Genomic DNA, 16,668 nt, shown 5'->3' with positions numbered 1-16,668 from the left:
CGCGATCGACCAATGCGGCGAGAACGCCCCGATCCAGCTTTCCCTCATTGTCGCGTTGCGGCCACAGGGTGTTTCCGCTATTGAGGCCGGACCTGAAACTAGGCTGTTTCCATTCCATGGACCTCGTCGACACGATCAAGAAAACGTTCGTTCCGATCCATCGCGAAGGCTATCCGTTTATCGCCGCCTTCGCAGCGGTGACGCTCTTCCTCGGCTATTTCTCTTCGATCCTGTTCTGGGTCTGCCTCATCCTGACGGCCTGGTGCGTGTATTTCTTCCGCGATCCCGAGCGCGTCACGCCGGTCGACGACCGGCTGGTGGTGAGCCCGGCCGACGGCATCGTCACGGCGGTCGGTCCGGCAGTGCCACCGCGCGAACTTGGCCTCGGGGGCGGCGAGATGACCCGCATTTCGGTGTTCATGGACGTCTTCTCCTGCCATGTGAACCGGGCTCCGGTGCGCGGCCGTATCACAAGGATAGAGCATCGGCCTGGCCAGTTCCTCAACGCCGCACTTGACAAGGCGAGTGCCGACAACGAGCGCAATGGCCTGGTCATCGATAGTCCCAACGGCACGGTGGCTGCGGTGCAGATAGCCGGCCTGGTGGCGCGGCGCATCGTCTGCTGGGCCGAGACCGGCGGCACGATCGGCGTCGGTGAGCGCTTCGGGCTGATCCGCTTCGGCTCGCGCGTCGATGTGTTCCTGCCGTCGACCGCAACACCGCGTGTCGCCGTCGGCCAGACTGCGGTCGGCGGTGAAACCATACTGGCCGAATTCGGCGGCATTGCCGCAACGCCGCTCGTGCGGGTGTCCTGAGCGGTGGGCGCGTCGTTCAAAAAATTCGAGGCGCATGGCAGCGGCGGCCCGCGCATCCGTGAAATTCCGATGCGCATGGTGCTGCCCAATCTCGTCACAGTGCTCGCCATCTGCGCCGGCCTCTCGGGCATCCGCTTCGGCTTCGAAGGCCGTTTCGAGCCGGCAGTGGTGATGGTGCTGCTGGCCGCCTTCCTCGACGGCATCGATGGCCGCCTGGCACGCATGCTGAAGGCGACGTCCAAATTCGGCGCGCAGATGGATTCGCTGGCCGACATCGTGAATTTCGGCGTAGCACCTGCGCTGGTGCTCTATGCCTTCCTGCTCGACCTGGCCGGCTCGCCGGGCTGGATTGCCGCGCTCCTGTTCACCATCGCCTGCGGGCTGAGACTCGCCCGCTACAACGTGCTCGACGAAGAAACTGATCGCCCGCAGTGGCAGACCGAGTATTTCGTCGGCGTGCCGGCGCCGGCGGGCGCCGTGCTGGTGATGCTACCGCTTTATCTGTACTTCCTGCGGCTTGGCGTCGAGCCATCCCGCCCTGCCGCCTTCATCGCCGCCGGTTTCACCGTTCTGATAGCCTTCCTGCTGGTCAGCCGGCTGCCGGTCTATTCCGGAAAAAGCCTGAAAGTCCCGGGCGACAAGGTGCTGCCGATCATCCTCGGTGTCGTCCTCTACATCCTGCTGTTGATGACGTATCCTTGGTACACGCTGACGGCGTCGGTTGCCGGCTATCTGCTCTTCCTGCCGCTCAGCATCCGCGCCTATTCCAGGCGCGCCAAGCGCGAAGGCGAGAAGGTGCCGCCTTCGGACTTCGGCTGACAGACCGGTCAACCATTCGCTGATGGGCATCCCGAGCATTTTGCAGCCAAGTGGAATCACTTGGCGTCGCAGAAACGCGGCTAAAACGATAGAGCGGGATGCGCAGTTCAATTGGTTCAATTCGGACGCATACCGCTCCTAGCGGGAACCTGCCGGCGCCTAGACCGTTCTGACTCAGCGGGCGAGGTGCGCGACGTAGCCTCGCTATCACCTTGAAGCTGCTGTCCTAGGCGCAGGAGCTCAAAGAAGAGTAGGAGAAATGGCCGTCGTCCTCATTGGCGCGTTGCTCATTGTCGCTGGCGTTGTGTATATGGCTGGCGCAGCCCTATGGCGTGGGCGGCTCAGCGATCCGGCGCCTGCTCGCGCGGCGCCGGATCGCTCGACGCCAAATCTTGCAACGCCAGGCCCGACACTTGAGCCGCGGCGGCGCGGTCTCGGTTTCCTCGGCCTGTCGCAGAACTGGCCGGGCCTGCTGATGATGGCGGTCGGGTTCATCCTGCTGTTGTCGGTGGCGGTCCTCTAGGCGCTAGGCCGCCGCACTGAGCCCCAGTCGCTCAATCGCCAGTTTGCGGGTCGAGACGTAGTCGGTCTTGCCAGAGCCCAGCACCGGGATTTCCTCGACCTTGACGATGTCGTTGGGCACCATCAGATCGGCGGCACCGGCTTGCCTGCCGAATTTGCGCAATTCATCGGGGTCGGCGTCATCGGCGGTGGTGACCAGCACGATACGCTCGCCGCGGCGCTTGTCCGGCACCGCCACCACAGCGTGGTGCTCTTCCGGCCACAGCGACTGCACCAGCATCTCGACCGCGCCCAGCGACACCATCTCGCCGGCGATCTTGGCGAAGCGCTTGGCCCGTCCGCGAATGGTAATGAAGCCCTCGCGGTCGACAGAAACGATGTCGCCGGTATCGTGCCAGCCGTCGAGTGGTTGCAATTCTCCGGGCCGATCTGAAGTCATGTAGCCCATCATCAAATTCGGCCCCTGGAGCAGTAGCCGTCCGGCGCCGCTGATGCCCTCGACCGGCTCGAGCTTCATGCGCATGGCCGGCAACAGCCGCCCGACCGTGCCGTCGCGGCCGTGGATGGCGGTATTGACAGCAACGACTGGTGACGCCTCGGTCAGCCCGAAACCTTCGATGATCTCGGCCTGAAAACGCTCCCGGTAGACGCGGCGGGTCTCCGGTTTCACCGCCTCGGCGCCTGCGACGATGAAGCGCAGGCTGGAGAAATCGCCGTCCTTGGCGGTGCGCGCATAGTTGGCGAGGAAGGTGTCGGTGCCGAACATGACGGTAGGCCTTGCCTTGCGTGCGACCTCGGGGATCAGCTTGTAGTGCAGCGGCGAGGGGTAGAGGAACAGTTTCACGCCGGTAACCAGTGGCAGGATGGTGCCGCCGGTGAGCCCGAACGAGTGGAACACCGGCAGCACGTTGAGCAGGATGTCGGCCGGCGAGATGGTGATGCGGGCCTCAGCCTGCATGGCGTTGACGAGAAGATTTCTGTGCGACAGGACCACCGCCTTCGGCGTGCCTTCCGAGCCTGAGGTGAACAGGATCACTGCTGGCTTGGCCGCATTCTGCGGCTGCAGCGGCCAGCGCCACAGCAAGGCGGCAGCGAGCTTGTCCAGCACGGTAACGCTGGCCCGCACATCCTCCAGCCATAACAGCCTGGCGCCGCCCTCTTCCACCGCCGCGACGATATCAGCGAGGTTGGCCTTGTCGATAAAGGCTCGCGACGAAACCACGGTGCGGATTTCGGCCGTGCGCACGGCGGCGGTGACGTTGGCCGGGCCTGCGGTGTAGTTGATCATCGCCGCCACCCGGCTCGCTGACAACAGGCCAACGAGCGACAGCACGACACCGTTAGCGTTGGGCAGCAGCACTCCAACCGCTTCATCCGGCGCCGTCACCGCCTCGAAGCGGCGGCCCAGCACCCGCGCGCCGATGAACAGCTTTCTGTAATTCAACGTGCCGCTGACCACGTCTTCGAGGATTGGATGCGAAGCGCCGATTCGGTCGGCGGCGTCGCGTATGGCGAGGAACAGGCCGCGGTCAAGATCGTTGCCGAAAAGCCGGGCTTCGGCGACACTGTCGAACAGCGCGTTGGTGTTCGAGGACTGATCAGGATTTCGCGCTACCAACTCGGCGATGGTCATTGGCTCCAGCACGCTGATCGACAGAAGGGGAAACCAGCGCCTCGGCGCCTTGTCTGCCGGCGTCAGCGATACCGGCAGAGTACGCGCGCCGGCGACGAAGATCGGCACGATGCGGGCATCGGCCTGCATGGCGATGCGGGTGACGGCGCGAAACAGGCGAAATGTCTTGATATCAGGCTCGACCGCATCCGGCAGATAGACGGCAAGGCGGCCCTTGCCCTTCAGCACCCGCACCAGCCGGCGGCTGACGAAGATATGCTCGGCGTTGAAGGCGATGGTGCGGCCAAGCTCGCGCCATGGTTCGAGCCAGGGCGACCTGGCAGAGGCCTGGTCGAGAATGTGCAGCGTGTCTTCCGGCAGCAGCGACAGCATCAGCGCCGGTTCGAGGCGCGACTGATGCGAAATGACGTAGATGACCGGGGCGGCTGCGTTGCGGGCGATCTTGATGCGGTCGTCGGCAATCCGGTAGGCGAGCTTGAACGGCACATAGAGCAGCGCCTGCGTGAAGCCCAGGCCGAGGCGGAACTTTTCCACCACGCCGATCAGCAGCCAGGCCGCGACGAGCCCCGCAAGCAGCGCCAGTGTCAGGATCATGCCGCGTCTCTCCCAACAGATTTTCACCTCGCGGCTCTTCCCGACCGCTTCGATGAGAACCTAGACGAAGTGGGCTCAACGTCAATGCGGAGGTGCGATACCTTCGCCTTGCCTGGCTAGCCGGCCCTGAAAAAAGTGCGATGCCTATCTTTTCTTGTGGCAGAGAAAGCGCCTACGGCATGAGTGCCTGCCTGGCCGGGCTGCTTCTCTGCCGACCCCGCCCAGGATTTGGCTGCGCTGTTCAGCAGCAACCTTGCCTTGGCCGGCGCACCTAGCTGATTTCGCAAAAGAAAAAGCCGACCTTGCGATCGGCTATAGGTTAGACGGGCCGAGGGGTTTGGGGGGGACTTGGATGACCCGTCGAACTCAACAATGCCTGAACGCGCTGATGGTTCCATGACCTTGCTAATTAATTTGCACGGGCAAGTTAATTTCAGGGGCGGATCTTTCTCAGGCAGAGCGCTGCCTGGCCGCATGCCAGTCGCGCCCGGCATGGGCGAACACCGCGCAGAGCACGATGGCGCCGCCGATCATGCTGGCGGCTGGCGGGACCTCGGCCAGGAACAGGAAGGCGAACAGGATCGCGAACGGTACTTCAGCCGAGCCCAGCAGGCCGGATTCGGCAGCCGGAATGAGCCGCGCGCCCTCCGTCCACAGAATAGAGGCCAGCGCGAACGACGTGCCGAAGGCGACGAGCAACACTGCGTCCTTGGCCGAGACGGCCAATGGATCGGTGACGAACCAACCGAGCACGAACAAAAGAAATGCCGACACCGCCCCGGCCCACACCACCGGCGTATCGCGGAAAGCGCGCACCATGATCATGTAGAGCGCGCTGCCGATTGTCATCAGCAGCGCCAGCCCGTCGCCGAACAGATGGCCGGTGCCGAAGCCGGACCAGACCATGATCGCCACGCCGCTGAGCGACACGGCGGCGGCGGCAAGCGTCTGCAGCCGGAAGCGCTCACGAACCAGAATGAAGGCGAGCAGCGCGGTAACGAAGGGCGCAGTGGCGTAGATGATCGCAACATTGGCGACGAAGGTGAACTTGAACGCCGAGATGAAGGCGATGCTGGCTAGCGCTCCCTGGCTCGCCAACAGCCAGCCGCGCCAGCCGAGGCGAAGGCTTTCACGCCCACCGGATCGGAGGCGCCGCCAAAGCACATAGAGGCTGATCAGGATCGAGCCGACGAAGCCGCGCCAGCAGGTGATGGTCAGCGGATCGGCATGGATCGACTTGGTCAATACGCCGGTGAGGCCGAACACCGCCGCCGACGCCGAAACCAGGATGATGCCAAGGGTGCGCTCGGCGGCGGTGTCAGTACTGCCTGGCATGCTTAGGGATCCCGTCATCTCACCAGACTACGCTGCCTTGTCCTGACACCGTACTGTCAGCAGGGGTTTGCCGTATTCTACAGCCGCTGCGGAAATGCGCATTGCGGTCGATTCATCTTATCAAGCCGATGCTTGTCACTCCGATCCAATGTCGTGAGATCGGGCTTGGGCCGTACCGGTCCATTCGAATATCGTGACGAGCGATGAAAACGACCCGTCGAAAGGATTGGAGATGGACGCCACCGGACTGAAGGCCATGCAGGCACCGCTCAAGGAGGTGTATCGCGACGATGCATCGCGCGCGCTGATCACGCTTCGGGCCAAGGGCTCGGTCGACGACCAGTCGATCGCCTGCAAGGTCGAGACCGGCAGGGCGCTCGCCGTTGCTGGTCTGCATCCGGCTACCGGCGGTTCCGGGCTCGAACTGTGCTCGGGCGACATGCTGCTGGAGGCGCTGGTCGCTTGCGCCGGCGTAACGCTGAAGGCAGTGGCGACGGCGCTGGAGTTCAAACTCGGCGCCGCCACGGTGGAGGCCGAAGGCGATCTCGATTTTCGCGGCACTTTAGGCGTGGCAAAAGATGCGCCGGTCGGCTTTCGCGCCATCCGGCTGAATTTCGGCCTCGACACCGACGAACCACAAGAGCGCGTCGACACACTGCTCAAGCTGACCGAACGCTATTGCGTGGTGTTTCAGACCATCAATACCAGGCCAGAACTGACGGTCAGCGCTCAGCGCTGAACCTGCGCCGCCGGCTACTCGCTTTCGCCCTCGTCGGCGAACGGCGAGGCGCTCGGCACGCATTGCACCGACCAGCCGGCCGGCGTTGGCTGCTTCTGATATTCGGTGACGGCGAAGGCGCACTGTTCGCGAGTGTCGAACGTGCTGGGCAGCACCACCATGCCGCCTTGCGGGCCGGCAATCACCAGATACCAGACCAACGCTGCGCTCGAAGCCATGGAAGTTCCTCGCTTGTTGTGGGAGTCGGGCGATCCTATCAACTCCGGGCGATCGGCGAAAGCGCGGCCTGGCGCGGTGGGTCGCCACGCCAGGCCGCGTGATGTCCTGCATTTGTTGGGCCAGCTCAGTTCACGGCAAAGCAATAGAAAAGGCCGTCGCCGCCGGTGCTCCTCAGTGCCTCCTGACTGCAGCCGCCGCGTGAAGCGTGCGAGGAATTCCACGATTTGGCGGCGGCCGAATCGTCGAGACCGGTGCGGTCGTGATGGCCCGTCATTGCCGCACCTTCCGCTCCGCTGAGCGTCCAGTCGCCGCAAGTCTGGTCGGCAATTTTCGTGCCGTCGGGCTTGGAGCCGGTCAGAATGTCGTGGCGGTTGGGCTTGTCGCCGCGGCCGTTGACCATTTCGCCCTTTTCGTTGAGCGCTGTTTGCTTGGTGATGGCGTTGGCATCGCTATGCAGCGAAGCGACATCGTCGGCGATCTTGACGCCCTTGGCGTTGGACCACGGTCCCCTACCAATGCGATCGCGCGCATCGGTGTCGCTGGTCGAGAGGTAGGCGCGCCATGTCTTGCCCGCAACGCCAGCGGCTTCAGCCAGCGAGGCGCAATGCGCATCGGCGCCCGCCAAGCCGCCGAGATCGGCGCCCTTGCCCGAGCCGACGCTGGTGACGAAGAAGCTCATCGTCGCATCCTGCGAGGATGCGACGCCGATGGCTGCCAGCGATGCAGCGGCGGTGACGAGAAGCAGTCTGCGCATGGTGGTCCTCCGTTTTGGAAAATCTGGCATTCCAATAACGTCGGCTGCGGCGCAATTCTTCCGTCGAAATGCGCGATGCGTCTACTCCGGCTGCCGGTAGGCAACAAAGCGGTTGTGCTTGGCCTGGAAGATCAGCCCGGTTTCCGTAAGCGCAGGGCTGGCCAGCGGCACGATGCGTTTGGCGATCTCCTGGGGATGCGGCAGCGTCTCCGGATCCTCGCCGGGCACCGCTTGCGCACGCATGGCGGTGCGGGTGGCGCCGGGATCGGCGGCATTGACCCTGAGGGCCAAGTTTTCCGTCTCATGCGCCCAGGAACGCATCATCGTCTCGACTGCCGCCTTCGACGCCGCATAGGGTGCCCAGAAGGCCCGCGCCGAATGGGCGGCATTGGAGGAAAGCACGATGGCACGGCCTGCGTCGGAGAGCCTGAGCAACGGGTCGACCGAGCGGATCAGTCGCCATGTCGAGGTAACGTTGATGGTCATCACCTTCTCGAAGGTCTTGGCCTCGACATGGCCGATCGGCGAGATGACGCCGAGCACCGCCGCATTGGCGACGAGGATGTCGAGCTTGCCCCATCGCTCATGGATGGCACCGCCCAGCCGGTCGATGCCGGCCATGTCGGCGAGGTCGAGCGGCACCAGCGTCGCCTGTCCGCCCGTTGCCTTGATCTGGTCGTCGAGTTCCTCCAGTCCGCCGACGGTGCGGGCAACCGCGATGACGTGCGCTCCAGCGGCGGCAAGTTCGAGGGCGATGAAGTAGCCGATGCCGCGCGAGGCGCCGGTGACGACCGCGACGCGGCCGGAAAGGTCGAGGGGAGGGGTCACCGGGCAACTCCGAAGTTTAGCGCTCTACGTCGCCCCGAAGAAAACTGCAAAAAGGTGAAATTCACAACTATCGCAAAGCCCTACGCCCCGCCCGCCGCCAGCAGCGACAGCGTGCGGACATTGTCCGAACCTTCGAAATCGGCAAGTCGGGTCGGATATTGCCCGGTGAAGCAGGCGTCGCAGAATTGCGGCTGCTCATTGTCGCGGCCGGCCTCGCCGACGGCGCGATAAAGCCCGTTGATCGACAGGAATCCGAGCGAATCGACGCGGATGAACTCGGCCATCTCTTCCACCGACATGCGCGACGCCAGCAGCTTCGACTTCTCCGGCGTGTCGACGCCATAGAAACAGGAAGCGCGCGTCGGCGGCGAGGCGATGCGCATGTGCACCTCCTTGGCGCCGGCATCGCGCACCATCTGCACGATCTTCTGGCTGGTGGTGCCGCGCACGATCGAATCGTCGACCAGCACCACGCGCTTGCCTTCGATCATGCGGCGGTTGGCGTTGTGCTTGAGCTTGACACCCATATGGCGGATCGAATCGCCAGGCTGGATGAAGGTGCGGCCGACATAGTGATTGCGGATGATGCCGAGTTCGAACGGGATGCCCGCAGCTTGCGAAAAGCCGATCGCCGCCGGAGTGCCGCTGTCCGGCACCGGCACGACGATGTCGGCGTCGACTGGGCTTTCGAGCGCCAGCTCGGCGCCGATGCGTTTGCGCACCTCGTAGACATTGCGGCCTTCGACCGACGAATCCGGACGCGCGAAATAAACATATTCGAAGATGCAGAAGCGGGTCTTCTGCGGCTCGAACGGAAACAGGCTCTCGATACCTTTGGCGGTGACGACGACCATCTCGCCGGGCTTCAGGTCGCGCACGAAACGCGCGCCGATGATGTCGAGCGCGCAGGTTTCGGAAGCCAGGATCCAGGCGCCGTCGAGATCGCCGAGCACCAGCGGCCGGATGCCGAGCGGATCGCGGCAGCCGATCATCTTCTTTGAAGTCATCGCCACCAGTGAGAAGGCGCCTTCGACCTGACGCACCGCATCGATGAAGCGCGAGTTGAGATCGCGTTCCCTGCTGGTGGCAACCAGATGCAGCAGCGTCTCGGTGTCGGAGGTCGACGAGAAGATCGCGCCTTGTTTCTGCAACGCGCGCTGGACCGTCATGGCATTGGTGAGGTTGCCGTTGTGGGCGACGGCGAAGCCGCCATCGGCGAGTTCGGCAAAAAACGGCTGGATGTTGCGCTGGCCGGCGCCGCCGGTGGTGGCGTAGCGCGTGTGGCCGATGGCGCGGTTGCCTTGCAGGCTGTCGATGACGCGCTGTTTGGTGAACGTATCGCCGATCAGGCCGACATGATGTTCGACATGGAACTGGGTGCCGTCATAGGAAACGATACCGGCCGCTTCCTGGCCACGATGCTGCAACGCATGCAGGCCGAGCGTGACGATAGCCGCAGCGTCCTGCCGGCCGAAAATGCCGAACACACCGCATTCGTCATGGAAATGGTCGTCGGCTTCGGCGGAAAGCACGTCGTCTGCGTCTGCCATCTTCAGCTCCGCTAAAGTCGCTATATAGTGTGGTGGCCGCTCGAGAGCAACGTAGAGTTTGCGGCCTTCACATGATCGTCAGTTTGCCGGGGCCGGATTGGCCGGCGCATTGTCGGCTGGTGGCGCGTCGGTCTCGCTGCCATCGGGCGCCGGAGCATCGTCGCCGGTTGCCGGTGCGTCCGCCGCGGGTGCATCCGCTGCCGGAGGCGTCTCGGCGCCGGTCTCGGGTGCCGGCTGGCTAGGATTGAGCCTGTTGAGGATCGCGTTTTCCGGATCTTCGGGCAGCAGGCTTTCGAGCTTGGCGCCGATCGATTCGAGCAGCGGCCGCGACTTGGCATCGGCGACCCAGCCCGGAGCCTTGGGGCCGGCCAGCCAGTTGAAGAACAGCAGGGCCACCGCGACGACCAGGATACCGCGCGCCGCGCCATAGAGGAAACCAAGCGTGCGGTCGAGCGCGCCGACCCTGGAATCGATGATCCAGTCGGCGAGCTTCATGGTGATGATGGAGACGACGATCAGCGCGACGATGAAGACGATGCCGGCGGCCACCACCATGGCAATCTTCTCATTGTCGACATAGGGCTGAACGTAAGGCAGGACTGGTTGATAGAAAAAGAACGCTGCCGCCGCCGCTGCTATCCAGGAGATGACGGACAGGATCTCGCGCGATAAGCCGCGAACCATGGCGAGCATCGCCGAGACCAAGGTGAAGCCGACGAGAATTCCGTCAAGCAGCGTAATCGGCATGTCTTTTGCCCCACTTCATGAGCCGCGTCATTCTTGCTCGTCGGCGCGGCTGCGCCGTGAGCCGGCTATGCGCGCCACGAGATCGGCAAGCTCGGTGGGCTGGAAAGCGCCGGCCCCTATCCCCCCGGCAAGTTCCTCGCTGCCCAAGGGCAGAACCGCGCTTCCAAAACCCAGCTTTTCGGCTTCCTTCAGGCGCTGCTGCGCGTGCGCAACCGGCCTCACGGCGCCCGAAAGGCTGATTTCGCCGAAATAGACGCAATCGGCGGGAAGGGCAAGACCAGTGAGCGAGGAAACCAGTGCAGCCGCCACCGCCAGATCGGCAGCCGGCTCCGAGATACGGTAGCCGCCGGCGACGTTGAGATAGACGTCATGCGTGCCAAAGCGGACTCCGCAATGGGCTTCGAGAACGGCGAGGATCATCGACAGCCGGGCGCCGTCCCAGCCGACGACGGCGCGACGCGGCGTGCCCAGCGACGACGGCGCCACCAGCGCCTGGATCTCGACCAGCACCGGCCTGGTACCTTCCATGCCGGCGAAAACCGCGGCGCCGGGCGCTTTCGCATGGCGTTCGCCGAGAAAAAGCTCGGATGGATTGGCGACCTCGCGCAGGCCCATATCAGACATTTCGAACACGCCGATCTCGTCGGTCGGTCCGAAGCGGTTCTTGACCGTGCGCAGGATGCGGTAGTGGTGGCCGCCTTCGCCCTCGAAATAAAGCACCGCGTCGACCATATGCTCGACGACGCGCGGCCCGGCGATCTGGCCTTCCTTGGTGACGTGGCCGACAAGCACAATCGCCGCCCCTGTGGATTTCGCATAGCGGATCATCGCCTGGGCGGCGGCACGCACCTGGGTGACGGTGCCGGGCGCCGAATCGGCCATGTCAGTCCACAAGGTCTGGATCGAATCGAGGATCACCAGATCCGGCCGCCTGCCGTCGGCGATGGTAGCGAGGATGTCCTCGACATTGGTTTCTGCGGCAAGCTCCACCGGGGTCGAGGCGACGCCAAGCCGCTGCGCGCGCAGCCTGATCTGGGCGACCGCCTCTTCGCCGGAGACATAGACGATGCGGTGGCCTTTTGCCGCCAGTGCTGCGGCAGCCTGGGTCAACAGCGTCGACTTGCCGATGCCGGGATCGCCGCCGACCAGAAGGGCCGAGCCGCGCACGAAACCGCCGCCGGTGGCGCGGTCGAGCTCGCCGATGCCGGAGACGATGCGCGGCGCATCCTCGATGTCGCCGGACAAAGTCGTGAGCACCACGGCGCGACCCTTGCGCGCATTGCGGGTATTGGCCGGCCCCGACCCGATGCCGCCGGACGTGCCTTCCTCGACCAGCGTGTTCCACTCGCCGCAGGAATCGCATTTGCCGGCCCAGCGCTGATGCACCGAACCGCAATTCTGGCAGATGAACTGGATGCGGGATTTGGCCAAGCTTTACCCTCCCGTATGCTGGTGAGGGCTGTGATCCCCCCGTAGAGCGCTGCTATCCCGCATCTTGGGTGTGACGTCGGACAAGCGGCTACTCAAACCTCTCCGCAATATGATGCTCTTCGGCAAGGTCGGAGAAGCGGGTGAACTCGCCCTGGAAGGCGAGGCTGACCGAGCCGGTCGGTCCATGGCGCTGCTTGGCGACGATGACCTCGGCCTTGCCGCGCATCTCGTTCATCTCGTGTTCCCATTTGATGTATTCGTCGGTGCCCGGCTTCGGCTCGCGGTTCTTCAGGTAGTATTCCTCGCGATAGACGAACATCACCACGTCGGCGTCCTGCTCGATCGAACCCGATTCGCGCAGGTCGGAAAGCTGCGGGCGCTTGTCGTCACGGCTTTCGACCTGGCGCGACAGCTGCGACAGCGCGATGATCGGCACGGCAAGCTCCTTAGCCAGCGCCTTCAGGCCGGTGGTGATTTCGGTGATCTCCTGCACGCGGTTCTGCGAAGATTTGGCGCTCGACCCTTGCATCAGCTGGATATAGTCGATGACGATGACGTCGAGGCCGCGCTGGCGCTTCAGCCGCCGCGCCCGCGCCGAGAGCTGGGCGATCGAGATACCGCCGGTCTGGTCGATGAACAGCGGGATCTTCTGCATGGTCTGCGAGCAGGCGACCAGCTTTTCGAAATCCATTTCGCTGATCTCGCCGCGGCGGATTTTCGACGACGGGATTTCGGTCTGTTCGGAAATGATGCGGGTGGCGAGCTGTTCCGACGACATTTCGAGCGAGAAGAAGCCGACGACGCCGCCATTTGCCGCCTTGAACGAACCGTCGGCCTGTTGCGCCGGCACATAGGCTTCGGCGATGTTGAAAGCCATGTTGGTGGCAAGCGAGGTTTTGCCCATGCCGGGGCGGCCGGCAATGATGATCAGGTCGGACGGCTGCAGGCCGCCCATGCGGCGGTCGAGATCGCGCAGGCCCGTGGCGACGCCCGACAGGTGGCCGTCGCGCATATAGGCGGCGTTGGCCATGTCGACGGCGGTCTTGACCGCGTCGGTGAAGCTCTCGAAGCCGCCATCGTAGCGGCCGGTCTCGGCCAGTTCGAACAGGCGCCGCTCGGCATCCTCGATCTGCTCGGATGGCGACATGTCGACCGGCGCGTCGTAGGCGATGTTGACCATGTCTTCGCCGACGGTGATCAGCGCGCGTCGCGTGGCGAGATCATAGATGGCGCGGCCGTAGTCGGCGGCATTGACGACGGTGACCGCCTCGACGGCCAGCCGTACCACATATTGCGCAACCGTCATGTCGCCGACCTTCTCGTCGGCCGGCAGGAACGTCTTCAGCGTGATCGGCGTCGCTATCTTGCCCATACGAATGAGCTCGGCGGCGACCTCAAAGATTTTTCTGTGCAGCGGCTCGTAAAAATGGCCGGATTTCAGGAAATCAGAGACCCGGTAGAAGGCGTCGTTGTTGACGAGGATGGCGCCGAGCAGCGCCTGCTCGGCCTCGATGTTGTTCGGTGCCTCGCGATAGAGCGGTGTTTCCGCCACGCCGAATTTTCGTGCTGCCTCTGCCATGATGTCCCCGATTTCGATCCCGGTCTCTCGATATCAGAACGGGATAAATCGGCGATGACTTATCTGCATCAGTCCCCATCCAATCAGCTTTGGTGCCCGCGATTCACAGCCGAGATCTTTCGGTGGAAAGAATGTTGATTGACTCGAATCAAGATGGCGAGCCTAGCCGTTCCCGGGCGAGAACAAAACAGGAAAATAGCTGCCAATCACTTCGGCAGCGCGTCGCCCCAGTCGAGCCGCCGCGCGGCCTTGAACATCTGGCCGTCGCGCTTGGTGAACAGTTTCTCGTCGGCACCGCCGTCCTTTTCGCAAAGTTTCAGCAGGACCTTGCCCGAGCCTGATTTCGGCGGTGCGATCACACGCGCCTGCGGCGGGGCGACAGAGTGGCGGGAGGCGGCGACATAGATGAATTTCTCGTCCTCCCATGGCACGTCGGCGTCCTTGGCCAGCCGGTGCAGGCGCGAACGCGCGACACGGCGCGAAAAATGGCACCAGTCGGGCGGCGCGAGCGGGCAGGGAGCCGCATGCGGGCAAGGGGCAAGCACGTGCGCGCCCGCCTCGATCAGCTGCCGGCGCACGGCAAGGATGCGCTGCCATCCGGCCGGCGTGCCCGGCTCGACGATCAGCAGCGTGTCGTCGGTCAGGCGCCAGAGCCGGTCGATGAGTGCTGGCAGCGACTCCGGTCCGATCTCGTCCAGCACATAGGCGCAGGTGACCAGCTCGGCCGGCCTGAGATCGGCAAGGTCGACGGTGACATCGCCGGCCAGCCAGGCGACCCTGGCCGTCATCGCCTCAGCGGCAAGCGCCGCGCCGACCCGGCGCACCGCGGCGCTCGCCTCGATCAGCACCGCCTGCTCGAGGTCGGGCCAGAGATCGAGCGCAGCCCAAAGCACGGTGCCAGGGCCGGCGCCGACGTCGAGCAGGGTTTTGGGCGCATGATCGGGCCTTGCCTCGCTGACCGCATCGAGACTGGCACGGACGGCGGCATAGGTCGCCGGCAGCCGCGTCGCCAGATAGGCCTTGACCGAGATCTCCTCGGCTATATGCAGGCGGCCGTCGCGCAGTTCGGCGCGATAGCGGTCCGACAGCGTTTTTGCCGCTTGCTTCAGCGTCGGCAGCGGCACTTTTTCGAGTAGGCGCTCGACGCCCTGCCGAAGCGGGATAGGCAGTTCCATAGCTCAGGCACCCCGAGGTGCGAGCAGGATCACCGAGGCGCCAACGATGCAGAGCGCGGAACCGGCAAGGTCCCAGCGGTCGGGGCGCACGCCTTCCACCAGCCACAGCCATCCGAGCGAGGCGGCGATGTAGATGCCGCCATAGGCGGCATAGGCGCGGCCCGCGGCGCTGATGTCCACCAGCGCCAGCAGGAAGCCGAACAAAGCGAGCGAGACCATGCCCGGCGCCAGCCACAGCGGCGACTTTTCCAGCCGCCACCACGCCCAGATCGAAAAGCAGCCGGCGATCTCGGCAAGGGCAGCAACGATGTAGATGAGATAGGTCATGAAAAAAGGTCTCGCGGCGACGGCGAGACCTTTTTCAGCGTGTGGGCCGGCAATGGCAAGCGGCAATGGCGTGATCGCCGGCGGTCTATTCCATATCCGCCACCTTGCGGCGCCGGGCGGGCTTGGCGGCAGGGGTTTTTGGGCGATGCCCCATGTCGCGCAGCTGCAATGCCTTCTCGCATTTGGCCATATAGTCGCGAGACATCGGCAGCGTGTCGTTCTTCTTGGCGATCTGGATTTGGAAGACCACCAGATCCTGCCAGCGGAATGCGGCTTCCGAAGCTGCCAGATAGAACTCCCACATGCGGCAGAAACGCTCGTCATAGATCGCCTTGGCCTTGTCGCGGTTGGCGGCAAAGCGCTCGCTCCAATGTCTCAGCGTCTCGGCATAATGCAGGCGCAGGACTTCGATGTCGGTGACGATAAGGCCCGACTTTTCGATCGCCGGCATCACTTCCGAGAGCGAGGGGACGTAGCCGCCCGGGAAAATGTATTTGCGGATGAAGGCGCTGGTTGCCCACGGCGCGCCGGAGCGGCCGATCGTGTGCAGCAGCATGACGCCGTCCGGCTTCAAGAGCGTCGCCGATTTGTCGAAGAAGGTGCGGTAGTGGTTGACGCCGACATGCTCGAACATGCCGACCGAGACGACGCGGTCGAAGCGCTCGTTGAGCTCGCGGTAATCCCTCACTTCGAAATGCACGCGGTTTTCCAGGCCTTGCGCATGGGCGCGGTCGGTGGCGACGCCATGCTGCTCGGTCGACAACGTCACACCTTGCACGTCGACGTCGAAGGACTTGGCGAGATAGAGACCGAGCCCGCCCCAGCCGGAGCCGATATCAAGCACCGTCTGGCCGGCCTTCAGCCTGAGCTTGGCGGCAATATGGCGCTTCTTGGCTGCCTGCGCCTCGTCGAGCGTCATGTCCGGCTGCTCGAAATAGGCGCAGGAATACTGCATGTCCTCGTCGAGGAAGAGCCTGTAGAGGTCGCCTGACAGATCATAGTGACGCTGCACGTTGCGGCGCGCGCGCGCCGCCGTGTTGATCTGCTGCAGGCGGCGGAAAGCGTGACGCAGGCCTTCAATCGCCTTCGACCAGGTGGCATCGATGCCGCCGCTTTCCATGTTCTGGAAGGCGATGCGCATCACCCCCAGCACGCCGCCCTCGAGTATGTCGAGCTCACCGTCCATATAGGCTTCCGGCACCGCCAACATCGGATCGAAGGTGATGGCGCGCTCAGCATGCGCGGTCTTGATGTGCATGTGCACCAGATCGCCGCTGCCGTCGCCGAAATCCACCGACAGGCCCTTAGGTCCGGTGACTTTGAGATTGCCGGTGCGCACCAGGCGGTCGAAAATGCGTTTCAGCAGAATATTCATGACCAAATGTCCCCTCTCGGTCAGACACGCTGTCTCGGCGCATGACCCCGAAAATCGAGATCGATTTCGGAAAGGATCATGCGCCAAATCAAAGTTCTACAGCGTCTTTTGTGCGTCCAAAGGACGCGCGGCACTGTAGTCTGCATCAATATATAGGGGGTCGAAAAGTTCCTTATGGCACAAAAAAGCCCGGGCGAGGCGCCCGGGCGTTGGTCCAGAAATGACT

Annotated in this window: 16 protein-coding genes; 4 read left to right on the top strand and 12 right to left on the bottom strand. The window is 63.9% G+C overall.

Going from position 1 to position 16,668, the window contains the following annotated elements; translation table 11 throughout:
• Nucleotides 1-116 precede the first annotated feature (116 nt).
• The 3 genes from JG739_RS22540 (at nt 117) to JG739_RS22530 (ending at nt 2,157) form a co-directional block, all read left to right on the top strand.
• Nucleotides 117-815, top strand: coding sequence for a phosphatidylserine decarboxylase (locus tag JG739_RS22540; protein WP_202363444.1), 699 nt, complete (start codon nt 117-119; stop codon nt 813-815).
• Between the two features lie 3 nt (nt 816-818).
• Nucleotides 819-1,634: a CDP-alcohol phosphatidyltransferase family protein gene (locus JG739_RS22535; RefSeq protein ID WP_202363443.1), complete on the top strand. Its 816-nt coding sequence runs from the start codon at nt 819-821 to the stop codon at nt 1,632-1,634.
• Between the two features lie 259 nt (nt 1,635-1,893).
• Nucleotides 1,894-2,157: a hypothetical protein gene (locus JG739_RS22530; protein ID WP_202363442.1), complete on the top strand. Its 264-nt coding sequence runs from the start codon at nt 1,894-1,896 to the stop codon at nt 2,155-2,157.
• 3 nt (nt 2,158-2,160) lie between these two features.
• Here JG739_RS22530 and JG739_RS22525 read toward each other — a convergent pair whose 3' ends face one another.
• Nucleotides 2,161-4,383, bottom strand: a complete 2,223-nt coding sequence (locus tag JG739_RS22525; protein WP_202363441.1) for an AMP-binding protein — start codon at nt 4,381-4,383, stop codon at nt 2,161-2,163.
• Between the two features lie 450 nt (nt 4,384-4,833).
• The gene (locus JG739_RS22520; protein ID WP_202363440.1) at nt 4,834-5,718 is read right to left on the bottom strand and encodes a DMT family transporter; all 885 of its coding nucleotides are present in this window, start codon (nt 5,716-5,718) and stop codon (nt 4,834-4,836) included.
• Nucleotides 5,719-5,950: 232 nt separating this feature from the next.
• Between JG739_RS22520 and JG739_RS22515 the strand changes: the two genes are divergently transcribed.
• On the top strand, nt 5,951-6,457 hold the full coding sequence (locus JG739_RS22515; RefSeq protein ID WP_202363439.1) for an OsmC family protein: 507 nt from the start codon (nt 5,951-5,953) through the stop codon (nt 6,455-6,457).
• A 14-nt stretch (nt 6,458-6,471) separates the two neighbouring features.
• On the opposite strand, the gene JG739_RS22510 is transcribed toward JG739_RS22515, so the two are convergent.
• The 10 genes from JG739_RS22510 to JG739_RS22465 form a co-directional block, all read right to left on the bottom strand.
• A complete protein-coding gene (locus tag JG739_RS22510; RefSeq protein ID WP_202363438.1) occupies nt 6,472-6,675 on the bottom strand; it encodes a hypothetical protein in 204 nt (67 codons plus the stop codon).
• Nucleotides 6,676-6,800: 125 nt separating this feature from the next.
• Complete coding sequence (locus tag JG739_RS22505; RefSeq protein ID WP_202363437.1) at nt 6,801-7,430, bottom strand: hypothetical protein; 630 nt, start codon at nt 7,428-7,430, stop codon at nt 6,801-6,803.
• Nucleotides 7,431-7,511: 81 nt separating this feature from the next.
• Nucleotides 7,512-8,258, bottom strand: coding sequence for an SDR family NAD(P)-dependent oxidoreductase (locus tag JG739_RS22500; protein ID WP_202363436.1), 747 nt, complete (start codon nt 8,256-8,258; stop codon nt 7,512-7,514).
• Between the two features lie 80 nt (nt 8,259-8,338).
• Nucleotides 8,339-9,808 (bottom strand): amidophosphoribosyltransferase, encoded by a 1,470-nt coding sequence (purF, locus tag JG739_RS22495; protein ID WP_202363435.1) that lies wholly within the window; start codon nt 9,806-9,808, stop codon nt 8,339-8,341.
• Nucleotides 9,809-9,886: 78 nt separating this feature from the next.
• Nucleotides 9,887-10,555, bottom strand: coding sequence for a CvpA family protein (locus tag JG739_RS22490; RefSeq protein WP_202363434.1), 669 nt, complete (start codon nt 10,553-10,555; stop codon nt 9,887-9,889).
• A 27-nt stretch (nt 10,556-10,582) separates the two neighbouring features.
• Nucleotides 10,583-11,986, bottom strand: coding sequence for a DNA repair protein RadA (gene radA / locus JG739_RS22485; RefSeq protein ID WP_202363433.1), 1,404 nt, complete (start codon nt 11,984-11,986; stop codon nt 10,583-10,585).
• An 88-nt stretch (nt 11,987-12,074) separates the two neighbouring features.
• Nucleotides 12,075-13,565 carry a replicative DNA helicase gene (locus JG739_RS22480; RefSeq protein WP_123149771.1) on the bottom strand — a complete coding sequence of 497 codons (1,491 nt, stop codon included), beginning with the start codon at nt 13,563-13,565 and terminating at the stop codon, nt 12,075-12,077.
• A 206-nt stretch (nt 13,566-13,771) separates the two neighbouring features.
• Entirely contained in the window at nt 13,772-14,740 is a 969-nt protein-coding gene (locus JG739_RS22475; RefSeq protein ID WP_202363432.1) for a small ribosomal subunit Rsm22 family protein, read from the bottom strand.
• 3 nt (nt 14,741-14,743) lie between these two features.
• Nucleotides 14,744-15,067: a YnfA family protein gene (locus tag JG739_RS22470; protein ID WP_202363431.1), complete on the bottom strand. Its 324-nt coding sequence runs from the start codon at nt 15,065-15,067 to the stop codon at nt 14,744-14,746.
• 85 nt (nt 15,068-15,152) lie between these two features.
• A complete protein-coding gene (locus tag JG739_RS22465) occupies nt 15,153-16,442 on the bottom strand; it encodes an SAM-dependent methyltransferase (RefSeq protein WP_202363430.1) in 1,290 nt (429 codons plus the stop codon).
• Nucleotides 16,443-16,668 lie beyond the last annotated feature (226 nt).

The organism is Mesorhizobium sp. L-2-11, assembly GCF_016756595.1.
In the GTDB taxonomy this organism is placed as follows: Bacteria; Pseudomonadota; Alphaproteobacteria; order Rhizobiales; family Rhizobiaceae; genus Mesorhizobium.
The sequence above is the reverse complement of the archived record's forward strand: the minus strand, read 5'-3'. Positions and strand labels throughout refer to the sequence as shown.